The sequence below is a fragment of the Nocardioides marmoraquaticus genome, from assembly GCF_054777915.1.
This window is the reverse complement of record NZ_BAAHAA010000037.1, coordinates 1-21,057: the sequence shown is the minus strand read 5'-3', so window position 1 is coordinate 21,057 and position 21,057 is coordinate 1. Positions and strand designations below refer to the sequence as shown.

Here is a 21,057-nt window from a genome sequence, read left to right as displayed (position 1 = left end):
TCGGTCGGAGGTTGGTGTGGTAACCCCTCCGTACCGAAGGTCCTCGCTATTCGTCTACGCCTCGGCGTTCACAACCTGCCGGGGAACTACAGCTAGCCCTCGCGCGCCAGCGGCTGATGGGGGCGAAGTTCCCGTACTACCTGCTCGCCGACTCGGCGAAGGGGCGTCAGGCGGAGGCGAAGGCGAGCGGCTCGCCGATGCCGCCGGCGCCGACTGGTGAAGACATCCGGCGCGGCTTCGTCCACGAGCGGGTCCAGCACGTCACCCTGAAGTCGATCGCCAACAACCCCGACATCGTAGAAGGCATGAGTCGCGCGGAGATCGACGCGGCGATCAAGCGGCACGCCGAGTTCGAGCTGCTCTACGACAAGCCCTACGAGGACAAGTCCGTCGTCCGAGTGGCGGGCCCGTTCACGGTCGAGAGCCTGAGCCCGCACCGCAGCCTGGCCTTCGCCGGTGGCCCTGACGACCAGGAGTCGGCGACCGAGAAGGCGGGCGCCGAGCAACCCGACGGGCCGAACTTCGAGCAGTCGATCCTGCAGAACCTCCAGCGGGCCGGGGTCCAGAATGGCCGTAAGTCCGAGCGCATCGAGTTCGACTCCGTCGACCCGCACCCCGGGGTCTACATCCAGGCGGTCGGCAACTCGACCGCACCGGACGGCGCCGAGACACGTGTCGGCATCGCGATCGGCCCGCAGTACGGCACGGTCAGCCAGTCCTACGCCAAGGCTGCGGTGCGCGAGGCAATCCAGGCGGGCGACATCGACCTGCTCTGCCTGCTCGGTTTCGCCTTCGACGCATCCACCTCCGACGTCACGGAGTCCGACGGCGTCACGGTGGACACGTCCAGCGACGGCTTCGCATCGGTCGCTGCGGAGCGTTCGTTCGGACGCATCAAGCTGCTCTTCGTGCGGATGAACGTCGACTTGCTGATGGGGGAGGACCTGAAGAAGACGGGGGCCGGCAACCTCTTCACCGTCTTCGGGGAGCCCGACATCGACGTACGTGCAGCCGGCGACGGCATGCTCGAGGTCGAGCTGAACGGCGTCGACGTCTACGACCCCACCACTGGGGAGGTGCGCAGCAACGACACCGGACGGATTGCGTTGTGGATGGTCGACACCGACTACGACGGCGAGAGCTTCTTCGTCCGGCACTGCTACTTCACCGGAGGCGGTGACCCGTACAAGCGGCTCAAGACTGCGCTCAAGGCAGAGATCGACGCCGACGCGTGGGCCAGCCTCTACTCCACGGTCTCCCGGCCGTCCGCTCCGCCATCGACGGGACGCATCGCCGTGAAGGTCATCAACGACTACGGCGACGAGGTCATGAAGGTGTACGACGCGCCAGGGCCACGAGACGCCTGACCGAGGCGGTTCAGCTTCTGGTTAGGGCCGTCGGTGGAATCGGAGGGTGCCGTCGGGGAGGCGTTCGTGGTGGTAGGCGGGGTCGTGGACGCGGCGGTGGTGGGGTCCGCAGAGCAGGCGGCCGTTGGCGAGCGAGGTGTCGCCGCCTTCGCTCCAGGGGGTGTCGTGGTGGGCGTGGCACTTGGCGGCTGGGACGTCGCAGTGCTCGGCGGTGCAGCCGCCCTGCCCGATGCTCAGCGCGAGCCGTTGTGCCTTGGTGTGGAGTCGTCGTGCTCGGCCGAGGTCGAGGACCCGGCTGGCGCCGTCGAGGACGGCAGGCAGGAGCTGGTGGCGACAGGCCAGGCGGCGGGCTTGGGCTGCGGAGATGCGGTGGCCGGTGTCGAGGGTCGCGACCCCGGCGGTGTCGAGGTCGGCCACGAGGTCGTCGTGGCGCAGGGTGACGACGATGGTGGCGTCGCCGCCGGCGGTGACGGGCAGGTCGCGGGCGGAGAGGCGTTCGAGGAGCTCGCAGAACGCCTCGCCGCGGCGCACCGTGATCGGGCGGGTGTCGTGCGGGTCAGTGGTCCCGACAGGGGTCTCGACAGGCTCGACCGACGACGACAAGGCGGGACCAATCGACGAGTTGCCGGGCTCGAGCGACGACGTCGTGTCTCGGAGCGGGGACATGATGGCGTCGAGGGCCTTCTTCAGCATCGCGCCGTGCAGCCGGGGGATGCGGAACCGGCCGTGGGTGAGGCCCTGGTGGTCGGTCCAGGTCTCGAGGACGGTCTTGCGGGCAGCTCGGGCTTCCTCGGCTTCGAGGAGGCGTCCTTCGTAGGCATCGGCTGCCTCGGGGGCGATGACGGCGTACATGCGTCGGCCAAGGTGGTCGAGGTCGGCGGAGTCGTGGTGGGCCGCGAGGGCGACGAGGTGGGCCTCGGCGGCATCACGTTGGTCGCCGTCGACCGCGAACTCACCCGAGGTGGGCAGCAAGTCGACCGAGCGCTTGATCGCGCGCGCCTGGTCGAGCGACACCACCCCCGACGCCATTCCCGCAGCCAGCGCCGGCATGGCGTCGTCGGTGGCCCGGGCGAGCCTCAGGTCGGCGCGGGCGAGGTTGCGGCGCGTGCGGGTCTCCCGGGCGTACCAGTCCGCGATCGTCCGGTCGCCCGGAGCCAGGACCGAGCCGTTGCGCTCGGCCTCGGCCAGCACGCTCAGCCGCAGAGCGTCGAGCTGGGCCTGGGCGGTGGCGAGGTCGAGCAGGGCGCCGGCCAACTCCTCGGTCCGCATCGCCCACACAGGGCGTGCGGTGGGTGCGGTCAGCTGGTCGAGGCGGTGTCGCAGGCGGGTGGTGAACTCGGCGACGGGATGACGAGGGACGTCGTCGCACGACTCGCCCGTGCCCGCGACGGACCCCATGGTGGTGGGGGTGTCGTTGGGGGTGCGGGCCATGAGCCATTCTAAACCAGCCTTGCTGCATTCGAACATATGTGCGACAGCATGTGGACCTATCGCGCGTGGCCGTTGGACGTCGGTGGCTGAGCGGGGCGGTCGGATGCGGGGGTCGCGAGGCTCCTCGCTGGCGCTCGTCGCACCTCGACCAGCGGTGGCCCTGGGCCCCGCGTGCGGAGTTCGGGCCCGGGGGCCTCGTGACGGTCGCAGAGTTACCTCCTCGACCACCGGACGACGAGCTCCTGGCCGCACGTGCCGGGGCCTCAGTGGCCGCCGGTGGAGAGGGTCAGTCGGAGAGGCGGAACTGGATGCGGCGGATCTCGGCCGGAGATGGGGGCGAAGAGCTCGCGGCGGATGCGGTTGGTCGTAGCGGCGGTAGGCGTCCTCGTCCGGGAAGTCGACGGTCAGGGCGTACGACGCGTTGCCCTCCCGCAGGCCGAGGTCCTGGCCGGCCACGACGCCGACACTGCGGCCGTCCATCCTCGAGGTCGCGCAGCGCCTGCAGCGCTTCCTTCACCTGCTCGCTCGGCACGCCCTCGCGGACGACCCCGACCACCACGTTGCGGATCATGCCGGCCAGTGTCGTGGACGGTGTGGCACCCTCCCGGCATGGGGTGGGGCAGGCGGGTCGTCGAGCGGTTCCGCACCGACGGCGCGCCCCGCGTGCTCGTGCTCGTCGTGGTGGTCGCCGGGTTCGTCGTCTGGGACCGGAGCAACGACGTCGACCTCCGCGACGACCTTGCCCGCCAGGTGCGCGACAGCGAGGCGAGCGGCCGCTACGTCGTGCCGCTGACGCGGGCCCAAGCCGACCGGTTCGGCAACGGGGAGGGTCCGACCAACAACCGCGCGGCGGAGCTGACTGGTGCCGGCAACGCCGACCTGCGCCCTGTCTTCGAGGCCGCCGCTGCGGCGCACTGGCCCGACGACGACGAGTTCCTCGCCGGGATCCGTGATCGGCACCCCTTCTGCCGCTACTGGGCCGTCGGGCCGCATCTGAGCGGCCGGGCTGACGAGGTACTGCAGCTGTGCTGGGACAGCAAGCGACCCCGGGCGCGCCCGTCGTCCTCCGCCGGGCTCTCGCTGGTCAAGGACTGAAGCTCACGCCGACTGCAGCGTCGCCTCCAGCAGGGTGGGGCCGACCCAGGTGGTGCCGGCGTACACGTCGGGGGCGTCGAGGAAGCGCTGCATCGGGGTGAGGTCGCGGTCACGGAGCGGCTGGTGGCGGGCGGTGCGGGGGACAGTAGGCATTAGACACGACTCCGATCAAGTCAGTAGACATTGATCAGCCTAGCGCGTCAGCAGCAACGCCCTTGCGTGCCTCGCTCCCGGTGGTCGTCACGGTGCCGCTCGAAGGCGCGCCGCGTCATCGGCTCGACGCCGTCGCGCTCGCAGCGGGCGAGGTAGTCGTCCCACTTCGCCTCGCCCGAGAGCTGCCGGGCGTACCACCGCACCCCTGACCACGCGCGGGTGAGCACGTCGGTCACGACCGGCCCACCGGCTCCCCGCGGGAGGCCTCCCAGTCGGCCACGGCCTGCTTCTCCTCCTTGGTGGCGAAGAAGTCGGCGGGGGCGACGATCTCGGACGGCGTCGCCTCGACCTCGGTGGTCGGCAGCGAGCCGGCCCGCGCGGCCTTGACCCAGATGACGGCCGCGTTGGCGACGATGACGATGACCAGCACGGCGAAGCTCGCCTGCAGCACGCCGTTGACGGTGGAGTTGGTGACCACGGTGCTCATCTGGTCGAGGTCGGTCGCGGGGGCGAGCACGTCACCGGCGTCGCGGGCCTGGCGGTAGCGGTCGGCCTGGGAGAAGTAGCCGATGGCCGGGTTCGAGCTGAACACCTTCTGGTAGCTCGCGGTCATGGTGACGACGAGGTCCCAGGCCAGCGGCACGGCGGGCACCCAGACGAACTTCCACCAGCCGTGCTTGCAGAACAGCGTCACGCACAGCGTCAGCGCGATCGCGGCAAGCAGCTGGTTGGCGATGCCGAACAGCGGGAAGAGCTGGTTGATGCCACCCAGCGGGTCGGTCACGCCGACGTACAGCATGTAGCCCCAGGCGCCGACGGTGACCGCGGAGGCCACCCAGGCGGCGGGACGCCACGAGGTGTCGCCGAACTTGGGCCACACGTTGCCGATGGTGTCCTGCAGCATGAAGCGGCCCACGCGGGTGCCGGCGTCGACGGCGGTGAGGATGAACAGCGCCTCGAACATGATCGCGAAGTGGTACCAGAACGCCGCCAGGCCACCGCCGAAGGCCTCGGAGAAGATCTGGCTGATGCCGAAGGCGAGGGTGGGGGCGCCACCCGTGCGCGAGACCAGCTCCTCCTCCACGCTGGCGGAGAAGGCCGTCAGCTGGTCGGGGGTGATGGTGTAGCCGAGCGTGCCGACGAAGTCGGCGGCCCCCTCGACGGTGCCGCCGGTCAGGCCGGCGGGCGCGTTCATCGCGAAGTAGAGGCCCTGGTCGATGACGCACGCGGCGATCAGCGCGGAGATCGCGACGAACGACTCCATCAGCATGCCGCCGTAGCCGACCATCCGGACGTGGCTCTCCTTGGCCAGCATCTTGGGCGTCGTGCCCGACGAGATCAGCGCGTGGAAGCCCGAGAGCGCACCGCAGGCGATGGTGATGAAGAGGAACGGGAAGAGCTGGCCGGCGAAGACGGGGCCGTTGCCCTCGATCGCGAACGACGTCACGGCGTCGGTCTGCAGCACCGGGCGGGCCAGGATCATGCCGACGGCCAGCAGCACGATGACGCCGACCTTCATGAAGGTGGAGAGGTAGTCGCGCGGGGTCAGCAGCATCCAGACCGGCAGGATCGAGGCGACGAAGCCGTACGCCACCAGCAGCAGCGTCAGCGTCTCCTTCGATAGGGTCAGCGTCTCGCCCAGCGCCGAGCCGTCGACGGCGCCGCCCACGATGATCGCGGCGAGCAGCAGCACGACGCCGACCGCGGTGACCTCCATGACGCGGCCCGGACGGATGAAGCGCAGGTAGAAGCCCATGAACAGCGCGATCGGGATGGTCAGGCCGATCGAGGTGACCGCCCACGGCGACTCGGCCATCGCGTTCACGACGACCAGCGCCAGCACCGCCAGCAGGATGATCATGATGGCGAAGACGGCGATCAGCGCCGCGACGCCGCCGACGACGCCGATCTCCTCGCGGATCATCTGCCCGAGGCTCTTGGCGTCACGACGCATCGAGAAGAACATCGTGACCATGTCCTGCACGCAGCCGGCGAAGATGACGCCGACGATGATCCAGATCGTGCCGGGCAGGTAGCCCATCTGCGCGGCGAGCACCGGCCCCACGAGCGGGCCGGCGCCGGCGATGGCGGCGAAGTGGTGGCCGTAGAGCACCCGCCGGTCGGTCATCTCGAAGTCGGTGCCGTTCTCGAGCCGCTCCGCCGGCGTCGCGCGCCGGTCGTCGAGCCGCAGCACCCGGCGGGCGATGAACCTGGAGTAGAACCGGTACGCGATGGCGTACGACGCCAGCGCGGCGAAGAGGATCCACAGCGCCGAGACGTCCTCGCCCCGGACCAGCGCCAGCACCGCCCAGCAGACGGCGCCGACCACGGCGACCAGCGCCCAGACGGCCATCTGGACCGGTGACATCTTCGTGCGCCCCTCGGGGGCGGGCCCCGGGGGACGCGTCGAGGTGGACGTGGACATGGGGGCCTCCCGCGGGTCCGAGTGCTGCTGGGCGCGCGTCACGTTACCGGGGGTGACGGCCGTCACCGCTCCGCGGAGCCGCAGGAGCTCCCGTACGCCGCGATCGTTGCGGCTTCGTGACCGGCCCGACGCCCTTGCAGCGGTCCCTAGAGCCGCGCCCAGGCCTCGGTCAGCACGCCCCGCAGGATCGACTCGATGGAGTCGAAGGTGCCTTGGTCGGCGACCAGCGGGGGAGCGAGCTGGATGACCGGGTCGCCGCGGTCGTCGGCGCGGCAGTAGAGGCCGGCCTCGAACAGCGCGCCCGACAGGAAGCCCCGCAGCAGTCGCTCGGACTCGTCGGCGTCGAAGGTCTCCTTGGTCGCCTTGTCCTTGACCAGCTCGATGCCGTAGAAGAAGCCGTCGCCGCGCACGTCACCGACGATCGGCAGGTCCTCCAGCTTCTCGAGCGTGGCGCGGAAGTCGCCCTCGGTGTCGCGGACGTGCTCGTTGAGCTGCTCGCGCTCGAAGATGTCGAGGTTGGCCATCGCCACGGCGGTGCTCACGGGGTGCCCGCCGAAGGTGTAGCCGTGGGCGAACATCTCCTGCCCCTTCGAGAACGGCTCGAAGAGGCGGTCGGTGGCGATCATCGCGCCCAGCGGCGAGTAGCCCGAGGTGAGGCCCTTGGCGCAGGTGATGATGTCGGGCTGGTAGCCGTAGCGCTCGGCGGCGAACATCGTGCCGAGCCGGCCGAAGGCGCAGATGACCTCGTCGGAGACGAGCAGCACGTCGTACTCGTCGCAGATCTCGCGCACCCGCTGGAAGTAGCCGGGCGGCGGTGGGAAGCACCCGCCGGAGTTCTGCACGGGCTCGAGGAAGACGGCCGCGACGGTGTCGGGGCCCTCGAACTCGATGGCCTCCGCGATGCGGTCGGCGGCCCACTGGCCGAAGGCGTGCTCGTCGTCGGTGTGCACCGAGGCGCGGTAGAAGTTCGTGTTGGGCACCCGGAAGGTCGAGGGCACGAGCGGCTCGAACGGCGCCTTCATGCCCGGCAGGCCGGTGATCGACAGCGCGCCCTGCGGGGTGCCGTGGTAGGCGATGGCGCGGCTGATGACCTTGTGCTTGGTGGGCTTTCCGGTCAGCTTGAAGTACTGCTTGGCGAGCTTCCAGGCCGACTCGACGGCCTCGCCGCCGCCGGTGGTGAAGAAGACCTTGTCGAGGTCGCCCGGGGCGTAGTCGGCCAGCCGTGCCGCGAGGTCGATGGCGGTCGGGTGGGCGTAGGACCACAGCGGGAAGAAGGCGAGCTCGGCGGCCTGCTTGGCCGCGGCCTCGGCCAGCTCGGTGCGGCCGTGGCCGGCCTGCACCACGAACAGTCCCGCGAGGCCGTCGAGGTAGCGGTTGCCGGCCTCGTCCCACACGTGCACGCCGTCGCCGCGCACGACCGTCGGCACCGGGTGGGTGTCGTAGGTCGAGTGACGGGTGAAGTGCATCCAGAGGTGGTCGCGCGCGGCCTGCTGACGGGCCCGCGACGCGGCGGTGTCGGCCGCCTCGGCGGCGGGCTGGTCGGCGGGGGAGACGGTCATCGCAGGCACCTCGGCACGGGGTCGGAGGAACGCGGGGGAGCGCTCGCACAGGTACTGCCAGTCTGCCGCCCCTGTGTCACGCCTGGCAAGCGATCCGGAGGCCTGGACGCACCGAGGCGACGGTTTCGCTCGTCTTACGCCGCTTGCACCTACCGAATCCGTTGCGATCTCACTACGCTCCTGCGCATGCCCGACACCCACTTCCGCAACGTCGTCGGCGGCGAGCTCGTCGACGCCGCCTCCGGCGAGACCTACGACGTCGTCGACCCCACCACCGGCGAGGTCTACGCGACCGCCCCGATGTCCGGCCCCGAGGACCTCGACCGGGCGTACGCCGCTGCCGAGGCGGCGTTCGAGGGGTGGGGCTGGGCCACTCCGCAGGACCGCTCGAAGGCGCTGCTCGGGCTGGCGCGCTCGATCGAGGAGCGGATCGAGGAGATCAACGAGGTGGAGTGCCGCGACACCGGCAAGCCGCGCCAGCTGACGATGGAGGAGGAGATGCCCTACGCCTCCGACCACGTCGCCTACTTCGCCGGCGCGGCACGGATCCTCAACGGCGCGTCAGCGGGCGAGTACATGGCCGGTCACACCTCGTGGGTGCGCCGGGAGCCGATCGGCGTCGTCGGGCAGGTGACGCCGTGGAACTACCCGCTGCTCATGATGATCTGGAAGGTCGCCCCGGCGCTGGCCGCGGGCAACACCGTGGTGCTGAAGCCCTCGGACACCACCCCCGCGTCGTCGACGCTGCTGGCCGAGATCGCCCAGGAGCACCTGCCGCCCGGCGTGCTCAACGTCGTGTGCGGCGACCGCGAGACCGGTCGGGGGCTGGTGGAGCACCCGACGCCCCAGATGGTCGCCATCACCGGCTCGGTGCGCGCCGGCATGCAGGTGGCCGAGGCGGCCTCGCGCGACCTCAAGCGGGTGCACCTCGAGCTGGGGGGCAAGGCCCCGGTCGTGGTCTTCGACGACGCCGACGTCGCCGCGGCCGCGGAGGGCATCGCCGGCGCGGGCCTGTTCAACGCCGGCCAGGACTGCACCGCCGCCACCCGGGTGCTGGTGCAGGCCGGCATCCACGACGAGTTCGTCGCGGCCCTCGCCGAGGCGGCGCAGGGCATGCCGACGGGAGACCCGCTCGCCGAGGGCACCTACTACGGCCCGCTGAACAACGAGAACCAGCTCGCCCACGTCTCCGGCATGGTCGACCGGCTCCCCGACCACGCCCGGGTCGTCACCGGCGGCACCCGCCACGGCGACCGCGGCTACTTCTACGACCCGACGGTGCTCGCCGGGCTCGAGCAGGGCGACGAGCAGGTGCAGACCGAGATCTTCGGGCCCGTGATGACGGTGCAGCGGTTCACCGACGAGGCCGAGGCCCTGGCCCACGCCAACGACGTGAAGTACGGCCTGGCCTCCTCGGTCTGGACGACCGACCACGCCCGCGCGCTGCGGGTCTCGCGCCGCCTCGACTTCGGGGCGGTGTGGATCAACACCCACATCCCGTTCGTCAGCGAGATGCCGCACGGCGGCTTCAAGCACTCCGGCTACGGCAAGGACCTCTCCATGTACGGCTTCGAGGACTACACCCGCATCAAGCACGTCATGTCGGCGCTGGGGGAGTGAGATGAGGATCCTGCTGATCGGTGCCGGCGGCGTCGGAGCCGCGTTCACCGCCATCGCCGCGAGACGCGACTTCTTCGAGGCCTGCGTGGTGGCCGACCACGACGTCGCCCGGGCCGAGAAGGCGGTCGCCGCGCTCGACGACGACCGCTTCGTCGCCGCCCGGGTCGACGCCTCCGACGCCGCCTCGGTGGCCGACCTGGTGCGTGAGCACGGCGCCACCCACGTGATGAACGCGGTCGACCCGCGCTTCGTGATGCCGGTCTTCGAGGGCGCCCACGCCGCCGGTGCCGACTACCTCGACATGGCGATGAGCCTGTCGAAGCCCCACCCCGAGCGCCCCCACGAGGAGTGCGGCATCAAGCTCGGCGACGAGCAGTTCGCGGTCGCGGACCAGTGGGAGCGCGACGGCCGGCTCGCGCTCGTCGGCATCGGGGTCGAGCCCGGCCTCTCCGATGTCTTCGCCCGCTACGCCGCCGACCACCTGTTCTCCGAGATCGACGAGCTCGGCACCCGCGACGGGGCCAACCTCGAGGTCGCAGGCCACGACTTCGCGCCGAGCTTCTCGATCTGGACCACCATCGAGGAGTGCCTCAACCCGCCCGTGGTGTGGGAGAAGGACCGCGGCTGGTTCACCACCCCGCCCTTCAGCGAGCCCGAGGTCTTCGACTTCCCCGAGGGCATCGGCCCCGTCGAGTGCGTCAACGTCGAGCACGAGGAGGTGCTCCTGATGCCTCGCTGGGTCGAGGCCGAGCGCGCCACCTTCAAGTACGGCCTCGGCAACGAGTTCATCGAGGTGCTCAAGACGCTGCACAAGCTCGGGCTCGACTCGACAGAGAAGGTCCGCGTCGGCGGCGTCGAGGTCAGCCCCCGCGACGTCGTGGCCGCCTGCCTGCCCGACCCCGCGACCCTCGGCGAGTCGATGACCGGCAAGACCTGCGCCGGCCTGTGGGTCACCGGTCGTGGCACCGACGGCGAGCCGAGGTCGACGTACCTCTACCACGTCGTCGACAACGAGTGGTCGATGCGCGAGTACGGCCACCAGTGCGTGGTCTGGCAGACCGCGGTCAACCCCGTCGTCGCCCTCGAGCTGCTCGCCCGCGGCGCGTGGTCGGGCGTCGGCGTGCTCGGCCCCGAGGCCTTCGACGCCGTCCCCTTCCTCGACCTGCTCACCGAGTACGGCGCCCCCTGGGGCCAGCGCGACGACTGATCGGGGTCCGCGGGGGAACTGACCTGCCGTGCGCCGCCTCCTGCCGCTCCTCCTCGCCGCCTGGGCGTTGGTCGGGCTGCTCGCGCCCGCGGCGTACGCCGCCTCGGGTGACGGGCCGGACGGCGAGGCGCGGGTGGTGCGGGTCGGCACCGAGGGCACCTACCCGCCCTTCACCTACGAGGACCCGCGCTCGGGCGAGCTGACCGGCTACGACGTCGACGTCATCGAGGCGGTGGCGAAGGAGGCGGGCTGGCGGCTGGAGTTCCGCCAGGCGCAGTTCGACGCGATCTTCCCGAGCCTCGACGCCGACCGCATCGACGTCATCGCCAACCAGATCTCGGTCAACCCCGAGCGCGAGGCGCGCTACCTGTTCTCCGAGCCGTACACCTACTCCCGCGGCGTGATCGTGACGCGGGCCGGCACCGACGACATCGCCTCGCTCGAGGACCTTCGCGGGAAGACGACGGCGCAGTCGTCGACGAGCAACTGGGCCACCATCGCCCGCGACGCCGGCGCCCGCGTCGAGACGGTCGAGGGCTTCGCGCAGGCGGCCGAGCTGCTCGTGCAGGGGCGGGTCGACGCCATCGTCAACGACAACATCGCGGTGCTCGACTACCTCGCGACCACCGGCTCCGACCAGATCCAGGTGTCGGGCGACGCGGGCGAGGGCAGCGAGCAGGCGCTCGCCTTCCGCCAGGACAGCCCCGAGCTGCGCGACGAGGCCGATGCCGCGCTCGACCGGCTGCGCGACGACGGCACGCTGCGCGAGATCTCCGAGAAGTGGTTCGACGCCGACGTCTCGGTCGAGGACGGTGGCGACGTCAGCGTCGACCGGGGCGACACCCGGAGCACGTGGCAGGTCGTGCGCGACACCGCGGGCCCGATGCTGTGGGCGGCGCTCAAGGTCACGTTGCCCCTGACGGCGGTGTCCTTTGCGACCGGCCTCGCCATCGCCGTGCTGGTCGCGCTGGCGCGGATGTCGTCCAACCCGCTGCTGCAGGGCCCGGCCCGGTTCTACATCTCGATCATCCGCGGCACGCCGCTGCTGGTGCAGCTGTTCATCTTCTTCTTCGGCCTGCCCCAGCTGGGCGTGACGCTGCCGAGCTTCCTCGTGGCGTGGCTGGCGCTGAGCCTCAACGTGGGCGGGTACGCCGCCGAGGTCGTGCGCGGCGCGATCCTGTCGGTGCCGCGCGGGCAGTACGAGGCGGCCACCGCCATCGGGATGGGCTTCGCGCAGTCGATGCGGCGCGTCATCCTGCCGCAGGCCTCACGCATCGCCGTCCCGCCGCTCGGCAACACCCTGCTCTCGCTGGTCAAGGACACCTCGCTGGTCTCCATCGTCACGCTGACCGACCTGCTGCGGGTCGCCACGGTCGAGGCCGGCGCGACCACCGAGTACCTCGCCCTCTACGTGCTGGCCGCGGCCTACTACTGGGTGATCTGCTTCGTCGTCTCGCAGGTGCAGGAGCGGGTCGAGGCACGACTGGAGGCGTTCGCGACGTGAGCCGGCCCCTGATCGAGGTCACCGACCTCCACAAGTCGTACGACGGCACCCCCGTGCTGCGCGGCGTCTCGTTCACGGCCGACGAGGGCACCGCGACCGTGGTGCTCGGCCCGTCGGGCTCGGGCAAGTCGACGCTGCTGCGCTCGCTCGACGCGCTCGAGACGCCGGAGTCGGGCGTGGTGCGCATCGGCGACGCCGCGGTCGACTTCGGCGCGCTGCCGACCCGGCGCCAGGAGCGGCGTACGACGCTGGCGGCGTTGCGGGCGCGCAGCGGCATGGTCTTCCAGGCCCACCACCTGTTCCCGCACAAGAGCGTGCTGGAGAACCTGCTCGAGGGCCCGGTGCACGTGCAGGGGCGCGACGCGGGGGAGGCGGAGGCCGACGCCCGCACGCTGCTGGAGCAGGTGGGCCTGGCCGACCGCGCCGACGCCCGGCCCGCCCAGCTGTCGGGCGGTCAGCAGCAGCGCGTGGGCATCGCCCGGGCGCTGGCGCTGCGTCCCGACGTGGTGCTGCTCGACGAGCCGACCTCGGCCCTCGACCCCGAGCTGGTGGGGGAGGTGCTCGCGGTGGTCCGCGACCTCGCCGCAGCCGGGCGCACGATGGTCGTGGTCACGCACGAGGTGCGCTTCGCACGCGACGTGGCCGACCAGGTGCTCTTCCTCGACGGCGGCGTGGTCGCGGAGCGCGGCGGCGCGAGCGTGCTGCACGACCCGCAGCAGGAACGGACCCGGCAGTTCCTGGCCCGGGTGCTCGACCCGGGCTGACGCGTCAGGCGGCCAGGACGGCGATCGCGGCGGGCGCCTTGCGACCGGTCAGCATGACCTGGTCGGCGCCGCACCAGCAGGAGAAGTGCACCTCGATGCCGTGGTCGGTGTTGACGACGGCGTTGACGCGGCTGGTGGTGAAGAGCTGACGACGCTCGCAAGCGGTGCAGGTGGCGGCGAACATGGTGGACCTCCCGGATCTCTGCTCGGTGACGGGCTGACGATCCGATGGTGCCTGTCGCGGGGTGATAGCGGTACCCTCTCTTTCCGTCACGACCTGCAGGCGATGCCTATACCTGCAGGTCGCCGCCGAGGTGACCTGAGAGGGGTGTGAGGGTGCTCACGCTGCACCAGATGCGCTGCTTCCTCGCGACCTACGAGGAGGGGTCGCTGACCGCGGCCGCCGAGCGGCTCGGCTACGCGCAGCCGTCGGTCTCCGAGCAGATCCGCAACCTCGAGCAGACGCTCGGCGCCAGCCTCTTCCGCCGGGTCGGGCGGGGAGTCGTCGCGACCACGGTCGCCGACAGCTTCCGCTCCCACGCCGAGCGCACCCTGGCAGCGGCCGACGAGGCGCAGGCGGCGGTGGCCAGCCACGTGCGGCTCGAGACGGGCACGATCCGGTTCGGCATGTTCGGCATCTCGCGCCTGTACGCCGGCGCCGACCTGGTCGCCGACGTGCTGCGTCGGCACCCCGGCGTGCGCGTGGAGCTGATCGGCACCAACAGCACGGAGGTCACCGACGACCTGCGCCGCGGGCGGCTCGAGGCGGCGCTGATCGCGGTGCCGCAGGTCGAGAGCGAGGGGCTCGACGTCACGCCGATCGCGCGCGACGAGATCGTCTACATCAGCAACGACCCGGCGCGGCTGCGCTCGCCCGTGACGCCCAAGCGGCTGGCGGAGGCGACGCTGGTGATGCCCGAGACGAGCTTCCGTGCTGTCGACTCGATCCGCGTGATCCTGCGGCAGTGGCTGCACGGGACCGGCCGCAACCCGCAGACCCGCATCGAGGTCGAGGACGTCGAGACCGCGGTGGAGCTGGTCGGCATGGGCCTGGCCGACTCGATCATCACCAAGGGCGCCGCCGAGCAGCTGCTTCCGCGCCTCGCGCCCGACGCCGGCTGGGTGTCGCTGCGACCGGCGCAGTACGACGTGCTCGCCATCGTGCACCGCCGCGACGCCACCCTCTCGCCCGCGGCCCGGCTGATGATCGAGCTCGCCACGACGCGGATCCAGGCTCTCGCCGAGCCGGTGCGCCCGCGGTGAGTCAGCCCACGAACAGGCAGAGCGGGTGGCCGGCGGGGTCGGCGACGACGTAGAGCGGCTCGTCGGGGTCGTCGCTGCGGTCGAGCAGCAGCCGTCCGCCCAGCTCATCGGCGCGGGCCCGGTGCCGCTCGAGCGCCTCGACGTCGGGCACGGTGCAGTCGAGGTGCAGCTGCATCGGCACGTCGTCCTCCGGCCAGGTCGTCGGCACCAGCCGCTCGACCTGCTGGAAGGCGAGCTGGTGGCCGCCCGCCGGGTCGCGCAGCACCAGCCACTCGAGGTCGTCGGGGCCGTCGCCCGGCTCGTCGCCGGGGCGGTACTGCAACCCGAAGAGCTCGCGGTAGAACTCCGCCACCGCGCGGACGTCCTCGGCGTCGATGACGGTCTGGGCGATGCGGGGGTGGTCGCTCATGCCTGCGTCTTACCCGCTCACAGCGCGAGCGCGACCTCCTCGATGACGTCGAGCGCCTCGTGGAGCAGGTGGTCGGGCATCACGAGCGGCGGCAGGAACCGCAGCACGTTGCCGTAGGTGCCGCAGGTCAGCGTGAGCACGCCCCGCTCGTGGCAGCCCTTGCTGATCGCGGCCGCGACGGCGGGCGCCGGGGTCGTGGTGCCGGGCTCGACGACCTCGACCGCCAGCATCGCCCCGCGACCGCGGACCTCGCCGATGGCCGGGAACGTGTCGGCGAGGGCCGTGAGCCGGTCGGTCATGAGCCGCTCGACGTGGCGCGCCGCGGCGTTCAGGTCGAGCTGCTCCATCGTCTCGATGGCGCCCAGGGCGGCGGCGCAGGCGACCGGGTTGCCGCCGTACGTGCCGCCGAGGCCGCCGCCGTGCACGGCGTCCATCAGCTCGGCGCGACCCACGACCGCGGCCAGCGGCATGCCGCCGGCGACGCCCTTGGCGACGGTGACGAGGTCGGGCACGACGCCCTCGTGCTCGCAGGCGAACCACGCGCCGGTGCGGCACATGCCCGACTGGATCTCGTCGGCGACGAAGACGATGCCGTGCTCGCGGCACCACGCGGTCAGCGTGGGCAGGTAGCCCGGGGCCGGCACCACGAAGCCGCCCTCGCCCAGCACGGGCTCGACGACCACGCAGGCGAGGTTGTCGGCTCCGACCTGCTTCTCGAAGGTGTCGATGGTGCGGTGGGCCGCCTGCTCGCCGGTGATCTCGACGGGCTCGCGGAAGGGGTAGGACATCGGGGCGCGGTAGACCTCGGCGGCGAACGGCCCGAACCCGTCCTTGTACGGCATGTTCTTGGCCGTCATCGCCATCGTGAGGTTGGTGCGGCCGTGGTAGGCGTGGTCGACCACGCCGACCGCCGTGCGGCCGGTGGCGTGCCGGGCGACCTTGACCGCGTTCTCGACCGCCTCGGCGCCGGAGTTGAACAGCGCCGCCTTCTTCGCGTGGTCGCCCGGGGTCAGGGCGGCCAGCTTCTCGCAGACCTCCACGTAGCCCTCGTACGGCGCCACCATGAAGCAGGTGTGCGTGAACGCCGCCACCTGCTCGGTGACCCGCTCGACGACCGCGGGCGCGCTGTTGCCGACGCTGGTGACGGCGATGCCGCTGGCCAGGTCGATCAGCGAGTTGCCGTCGACGTCGACCACGACCCCGCCGCCGGCCGCGACGACGTACACGGGCAGGACGCTGCCGACGCCGCCCGCCACCGCCCTGAGCCGGCGCTCCTGCAGCTCGCGCGAGCGCGGGCCGGGGACCTCGGTGACCAGGCGCCGCTCCTGCGGCAGCTGCGGCCCACCCTGCTGGGCGGTGTGACGGACGGCTTCAGCGGTCATGACTCTCTCCGACGATCGATCCGGTGGAGCGGAGGCTCCTCTGCGACGTTATCCGCGGCGGGCAGGGCGCGACAAGGGGACTCGACCTCCGCCCGCACCGCCGCGGCCACCCGGCCATCCTGCCTCGCGGGGGACTCCGGGCCGCGGATCGCTCGTACCTGGTGCGTGGGATCCGCGGACGGGCCGGGACGACGCGAGGTTGTCCACAGATCCGTGGACGTCGCCCCGCGTGGCCCACGTGGAGCAGAGGCTGGCTCCGTGCCAGCCCGTCAGCCCGCCCGCCGTCCCGAGGAGGAGGAGGTGCTCCGCGCCGTGCGCCACGAGCTGGCCCGGCAGGACGGCGTGGTCACGAGGCGGCAGGCCCTCCGAGCCGGTCTGCAGCCGCACGACCTCGAGCGGCTCGTGCGTCGGCGTGCTCTCGCACCGCTCCACCGGGGTGTCCTCGTCGACCACACCGGGCCCCCCAGCTGGCGCCAGCGCGCCTGGGGTGCGGTGCTGGCGCTCGGTCCTGCGGCGGTCGTGGGCGGGTCCGCCATCGACCTCGCGCGCAACCTCGACCCGCCCGCCGACCGGGTCGTGCACGTCGGCATCGGCGGGCGGCGCGCCGTTCCGGCGCCGCTGCCAGGCGTGGTGGTGCGCCACCTGAGTCGGCTCGACGAGGTCGTCCTGTGGCACCTCGGGCCCCCGCGACAGCGTCTGGAGGAGGCGGTGCTCGACGTCGCCCAGGGCGCGCGGGACCGGCTCGATGCCGTGGGCGCGTTGGCCTCCGCCGTCGGGTCCCGCCTCACCACTGCCGAGCGGTTGTCGGACGCCCTGGACCGTCGACCCCGAGCCTCCGACCGACCCTGGATCGAGGCGGTGCTCCGGGACGTCGCGGCCGGCACGTGCTCGGCCCTGGAGCACGGGCAGCTGACCCTGGTTGAGCGGCCGCACGGGTTGCCCCGCGCCGAGCGCCAGCGGCCCGAGGCAGGACGAGCGGGTCGCGTCTACCGTGACGCCGTCTACGGGCGGAGCGCGTACGTCGAGCTCGACGGCCGGCTGCACGACCGCTTCGGCACGCGAGACGACGACCTCGACCGGGACCTCGACGTGGCGGCCGACGGGGGGACGACGGTCAGGCTCGGGTTCGGGCAGGTCTTCGGCCGGCCCTGTGCGACGGCGGTCGGCGTGACGCGGTTCCTCTGGCACCGCGGGGTCGCCTTCGTGCCACACGGGTGCGGACCATCGTGCCCGGTCGGGGCGCTCGTCCGCGGATCGCTCGTACCTGGTGCGTGAGACCTGCGGAGCAGTGATCCAGGGCAGCCGTCAGAGCAGGGGACGCAGGGGGACGAGGATGGCCTCGGTGAAGCGGGAGTAGACGTCGCGGGCCCCCCACTCGTCGAGGGTCAGCTCGAGGGAGTTGGTGAGGTCGGTGGCGAAGATCCGCTCCATCTCGGCGGCGAGCGACTCGTCGATGATCTCGACGTTGATCTCGTAGTTGCCGCTCATCGAGAGCCGGTCGACGTTCGCGGTGCCGATCGTGGTCCAGCTGCCGTCGATGGTGGCGGTCTTGGCATGCACCATCGCGTCGCGGAAGCGGTGGATCTTGATGCCGGCCTGCAGCATCCGGCGGAAGTAGCCTCGGCTGATCCAGTCGGCGACGATGTGGTTGGACTTCGCCGGCAGCAGCAGCCGTACGTCGACCCCACGACGGGCGGCGTGCACGAGCGACTCGACGAAGTTCTCGTCGGGGATGAAGTAGGCGTGGGTCATCCACACGTTCTTCTGGGCGCGGTTGATGGCCTCGAGGTACATCGCGCGGATCGGGAACATCCACAGCCGCGGCAGGTTGCGGTGCACCCGGATCGCGGGCTCCCACGACGGGGGCGTCGAGACCAGCATCGGCTGCTCGTCGCGGCGGAACCGCTTCTCGCGGTGCTGGTTCCAGAAGTCGGCGAACGCGCGGGTCAGGTCGCCGACCCCGGGGCCGGTGATGCGGCAGTGGGTGTCGCGCCACTCGGTCGCGTAGGCCGAACCGATGTTGTAGCCGCCGACGAAGGCCACGTCGTCGTCGACGACGAGGATCTTGCGGTGGTCGCGGCCGTAGCGGCTGAGGTCGAAGAAGCGCAGGCCGGCGCTGTAGACGGGGTAGGCCAGCACCTTGACCTGCGGCGGGAAGTGCTTGAAGCGCGGGCTCACCACGAGGTTGGCGAAGGAGTCGTAGATGACCCGCACCTCGACGCCGCGGTCGGCGGCCTCGACCAGCGCCCGCTTGAAGGCCTGGCCGACGGCGTCGCCCTTCCAGATGTAGGTCTCGAGCAGCACCTGCCGCTTCGCCCCGCGGATGGCCGCCAGCATGTCGTCGTACAGGTCCTGGCCGTAGGTGTAGGTCGTCACCGTGCCCTCGCCGACGGGGGTGTCGGCGGCGGTGCGGGTCGGGAACGGCTTCGGCTTCTTGCCGCGCCGGCGGTAGGAGTCGACCAGGCTCATCGCGACCGCGACGAGCACCGGGACGCCGAAGGTCACCCCGAAGAACCGCTTGAGCCACCACACCAGCGGGTGCTTCATGTTGATCAGCGGCGCGTGGGGTCGTTGCACGGCTGCAGTCTCGCAGGGACTCGTGCCTCGGTCTCCGGGACGTGTTGTCGGAGGGCCGCCGTACGCTCGACGCATGCGTCCCGTGACCGATCTCGAGCGCCGTGTGGCCCCCTTCGACGTGCAGTCGGAGTTCCAGCCCTCGGGCGACCAGCCCGCCGCGATCGAGGAGATCACGCGGCGCGTCAACGGCGGCGCGCAGGACGTCGTGCTGCTGGGAGCGACCGGCACCGGCAAGACCGCGACGGTGGCGTGGGTGGCCGAGCAGGTGCAGCGCCCGATCCTCGTGATGCAGCCCAACAAGACGCTCGCCGCGCAGTTCGCCAACGAGCTGCGCCAGCTCTTCCCCGACAACGCGGTCGAGTACTTCGTCTCCTACTACGACTACTACCAGCCCGAGGCCTACGTCCCCCAGACCGACACCTACATCGAGAAGGACTCCTCCATCAACGAGGAGGTCGAGCGGCTGCGCCACTCCGCGACCAACAGCCTGCTCACGCGGCGCGACGTCATCGTGGTCTCGACGGTGTCGTGCATCTACGGCCTCGGCACGCCGCAGGAGTACGTCGACCGCATGGTGCGGCTCAAGGTGGGCGCGGAGATGGACCGCGACGCCGTGCTGCGCCGGCTGGTCGAGATCCAGTACACGCGCAACGACCTGTCCTTCACCCGCGGCACCTTCCGGGTGCGCGGCGACACCCTCGAGATCTTCCCGGTCTACGAGGAGCACGCGGTGCGCGTGGAGTTCTTCGGCGACGAGATCGAGCGGCTGCAGACGCTGCACGCCGTCACCGGCGAGATCCTCACCGAGGACCAGGAGATCTACGTCTTCCCGGCGACCCACTACGTCGCCGGCCCGGCGCGCATGGAGCGCGCGATCGCCGGCATCGAGAAGGAGCTGGAGGAGCAGCTCGCCTTCTTCGAGAAGCAGGGCAAGCTGCTGGAGGCGCAGCGGCTGCGCATGCGCACCACCTACGACATCGAGATGATGCGCCAGGTCGGCTCGTGCTCGGGCATCGAGAACTACTCGATGCACATGGACGGCCGCTCCCGGGGCTCAGCGCCCAACACCCTGCTCGACTACTTCCCCGAGGACTTCGTGCTCGTGGTCGACGAGTCGCACGTCGCGGTGCCGCAGATCGGCGGCATGTACGAGGGCGACATGTCGCGCAAGCGCAACCTCGTCGACCACGGCTTCCGGCTGCCCAGCGCGATGGACAACCGGCCGCTGCGCTGGGAGGAGTTCCTCGACCGCATCGGTCAGACCATCTACCTCTCGGCCACGCCGGGCGACTACGAGCTGGCCAAGGGCGGCGGCCCCGACAACGTCGTCGAGCAGATCATCCGCCCGACCGGCCTGGTCGACCCCGAGGTCATCGTCAAGCCCACCAAGGGTCAGATCGACGACCTGCTCGGCGAGATCGCGCAGCGGGTCGAGAAGAACGAGCGCGTCCTGGTCACGACGCTGACCAAGAAGATGTCCGAGGACCTCACCGACTACCTGCTCGACAACGGCGTGCGGTGCCGCTACCTGCACTCCGAGGTCGACACGCTCAAGCGCATCGAGCTGCTGCGCGACCTGCGCCTCGGCCTCTACGACGTGCTCGTCGGCATCAACCTGCTGCGCGAGGGCCTCGACCTGCCGGAGGTGTCGCTGGTCGCGATCCTCGACGCCGACAAGGAGGGCTTCCTGCGCTCCGACAAGTCGCTCATCCAGACCATCGGGCGCGCCGCGCGCAACGTCTCGGGCCAGGTCGTGATGTACGCCGACCGGCAGACGCCGTCGATGGAGCTCGCGATCGACGAGACCAACCGCCGCCGTGCCAAGCAGATCGCCTACAACACCGAGCGCGGCATCGACCCGCAGCCGCTCCGCAAGAAGATCGCCGACATCACCGAGATGCTCGCCCGCGAGGACGAGACCACCCAGGAGCTGCTCAAGACGTGGCAGGGCACCGGCGCCCGCGGCGACAAGTCGCGCAAGGCACCGGTGCCCGGGTTGTCGAAGCTGGCTGGGGAGACCAAGCAGAAGCTCCCCGACGCCGAGATGATGCCGGCCGGCGACCTCGCCGACCTGGTCCAGCAGCTGACCGAGCAGATGCACACGGCCGCGGCCGAGCTTCAGTTCGAGGTCGCCGCGCGGCTGCGCGACGAGATCTCGGAGCTGAAGAAGGAGCTGCGCCAGATGCTGGAGGCGACCCGCTAGGTGTAGTTCCTCGTGACGTTGTGAACGCGGTCGGCTGGGGCGAGGCCTCCGATGCCGGTGTGGGGTCGGTGGTGATTGTAGAAGTGGACCCAGTCGGC

18 protein-coding genes are annotated in these 21,057 nt (G+C 71.2%); 9 read left to right on the top strand and 9 right to left on the bottom strand.

Annotated features, from left to right (window positions below; genetic code table 11):
* Positions 1–116 precede the first annotated feature (116 nt).
* Positions 117–1,367 (top strand): hypothetical protein, encoded by a 1,251-nt coding sequence (locus tag ACYU8I_RS18160; protein WP_460843591.1) that lies wholly within the window; start codon positions 117–119, stop codon positions 1,365–1,367.
* Positions 1,368–1,388: 21 nt separating this feature from the next.
* Here the strand turns inward: ACYU8I_RS18160 and ACYU8I_RS18155 are convergent, their stop codons facing one another.
* On the bottom strand, positions 1,389–2,798 hold the full coding sequence (locus ACYU8I_RS18155) for an HNH endonuclease signature motif containing protein (protein ID WP_460843589.1): 1,410 nt from the start codon (positions 2,796–2,798) through the stop codon (positions 1,389–1,391).
* A 609-nt stretch (positions 2,799–3,407) separates the two neighbouring features.
* Between ACYU8I_RS18155 and ACYU8I_RS18150 the strand changes: the two genes are divergently transcribed.
* On the top strand, positions 3,408–3,893 hold the full coding sequence (locus ACYU8I_RS18150; protein ID WP_460843587.1) for a hypothetical protein: 486 nt from the start codon (positions 3,408–3,410) through the stop codon (positions 3,891–3,893).
* Between the two features lie 3 nt (positions 3,894–3,896).
* Here ACYU8I_RS18150 and ACYU8I_RS18145 read toward each other — a convergent pair whose 3' ends face one another.
* From ACYU8I_RS18145 to ACYU8I_RS18130, 4 genes are all read right to left on the bottom strand, one after another.
* The gene (locus tag ACYU8I_RS18145; protein WP_460843585.1) at positions 3,897–4,046 is read right to left on the bottom strand and encodes a hypothetical protein; all 150 of its coding nucleotides are present in this window, start codon (positions 4,044–4,046) and stop codon (positions 3,897–3,899) included.
* A 47-nt stretch (positions 4,047–4,093) separates the two neighbouring features.
* The gene (locus ACYU8I_RS18140; RefSeq protein WP_460843583.1) at positions 4,094–4,282 is read right to left on the bottom strand and encodes a YbdD/YjiX family protein; all 189 of its coding nucleotides are present in this window, start codon (positions 4,280–4,282) and stop codon (positions 4,094–4,096) included.
* The gene (locus ACYU8I_RS18135; protein ID WP_460843581.1) at positions 4,279–6,471 is read right to left on the bottom strand and encodes a carbon starvation CstA family protein; all 2,193 of its coding nucleotides are present in this window, start codon (positions 6,469–6,471) and stop codon (positions 4,279–4,281) included. The genes ACYU8I_RS18140 and ACYU8I_RS18135 overlap by 4 nt, the downstream gene beginning before the upstream one ends.
* Positions 6,472–6,617: 146 nt before the next feature.
* A complete protein-coding gene (locus tag ACYU8I_RS18130) occupies positions 6,618–8,030 on the bottom strand; it encodes an aspartate aminotransferase family protein (RefSeq protein WP_460843579.1) in 1,413 nt (470 codons plus the stop codon).
* A 186-nt stretch (positions 8,031–8,216) separates the two neighbouring features.
* Between ACYU8I_RS18130 and ACYU8I_RS18125 the strand changes: the two genes are divergently transcribed.
* From ACYU8I_RS18125 to ACYU8I_RS18110, 4 genes are read left to right on the top strand one after another with little or no spacing between them, the layout of a single operon-like run.
* Positions 8,217–9,650: an aminobutyraldehyde dehydrogenase gene (locus tag ACYU8I_RS18125; protein WP_460843577.1), complete on the top strand. Its 1,434-nt coding sequence runs from the start codon at positions 8,217–8,219 to the stop codon at positions 9,648–9,650.
* Position 9,651: 1 nt separating this feature from the next.
* Positions 9,652–10,857 (top strand): saccharopine dehydrogenase family protein, encoded by a 1,206-nt coding sequence (locus ACYU8I_RS18120; RefSeq protein WP_460843575.1) that lies wholly within the window; start codon positions 9,652–9,654, stop codon positions 10,855–10,857.
* A gap of 28 nt (positions 10,858–10,885) precedes the next feature.
* Positions 10,886–12,361: an ABC transporter substrate-binding protein/permease gene (locus ACYU8I_RS18115; protein WP_460843572.1), complete on the top strand. Its 1,476-nt coding sequence runs from the start codon at positions 10,886–10,888 to the stop codon at positions 12,359–12,361.
* Complete coding sequence (locus ACYU8I_RS18110) at positions 12,358–13,125, top strand: amino acid ABC transporter ATP-binding protein (protein ID WP_460843570.1); 768 nt, start codon at positions 12,358–12,360, stop codon at positions 13,123–13,125. Before ACYU8I_RS18115 ends, ACYU8I_RS18110 begins: the two co-directional genes overlap by 4 nt.
* Before the next feature lie 4 nt (positions 13,126–13,129).
* Here the strand turns inward: ACYU8I_RS18110 and ACYU8I_RS18105 are convergent, their stop codons facing one another.
* Positions 13,130–13,309, bottom strand: a complete 180-nt coding sequence (locus ACYU8I_RS18105) for a hypothetical protein (protein WP_460843568.1) — start codon at positions 13,307–13,309, stop codon at positions 13,130–13,132.
* A 152-nt stretch (positions 13,310–13,461) separates the two neighbouring features.
* Here ACYU8I_RS18105 and ACYU8I_RS18100 point away from each other — a divergent pair, with 152 nt between their 5' ends.
* On the top strand, positions 13,462–14,388 hold the full coding sequence (locus ACYU8I_RS18100) for a LysR family transcriptional regulator (RefSeq protein WP_460843566.1): 927 nt from the start codon (positions 13,462–13,464) through the stop codon (positions 14,386–14,388).
* A 1-nt stretch (position 14,389) separates the two neighbouring features.
* Here ACYU8I_RS18100 and ACYU8I_RS18095 read toward each other — a convergent pair whose 3' ends face one another.
* Together ACYU8I_RS18095 and gabT are read right to left on the bottom strand one after the other, a co-directional pair.
* Positions 14,390–14,797, bottom strand: coding sequence for a VOC family protein (locus tag ACYU8I_RS18095; protein WP_460843564.1), 408 nt, complete (start codon positions 14,795–14,797; stop codon positions 14,390–14,392).
* A 17-nt stretch (positions 14,798–14,814) separates the two neighbouring features.
* A complete protein-coding gene (gene gabT / locus ACYU8I_RS18090; RefSeq protein WP_460843562.1) occupies positions 14,815–16,179 on the bottom strand; it encodes a 4-aminobutyrate--2-oxoglutarate transaminase in 1,365 nt (454 codons plus the stop codon).
* A 258-nt stretch (positions 16,180–16,437) separates the two neighbouring features.
* On the opposite strand from gabT, the gene ACYU8I_RS18085 reads away from it, so the two are divergent.
* The gene (locus ACYU8I_RS18085; RefSeq protein WP_460843559.1) at positions 16,438–17,454 is read left to right on the top strand and encodes a type IV toxin-antitoxin system AbiEi family antitoxin domain-containing protein; all 1,017 of its coding nucleotides are present in this window, start codon (positions 16,438–16,440) and stop codon (positions 17,452–17,454) included.
* Between the two features lie 30 nt (positions 17,455–17,484).
* Here the strand turns inward: ACYU8I_RS18085 and ACYU8I_RS18080 are convergent, their stop codons facing one another.
* Positions 17,485–18,648, bottom strand: coding sequence for a phospholipase D-like domain-containing protein (locus ACYU8I_RS18080; RefSeq protein ID WP_460843593.1), 1,164 nt, complete (start codon positions 18,646–18,648; stop codon positions 17,485–17,487).
* A gap of 181 nt (positions 18,649–18,829) precedes the next feature.
* Between ACYU8I_RS18080 and uvrB the strand changes: the two genes are divergently transcribed.
* Positions 18,830–20,959: an excinuclease ABC subunit UvrB gene (gene uvrB, locus ACYU8I_RS18075; protein ID WP_460843557.1), complete on the top strand. Its 2,130-nt coding sequence runs from the start codon at positions 18,830–18,832 to the stop codon at positions 20,957–20,959.
* Positions 20,960–21,057 lie beyond the last annotated feature (98 nt).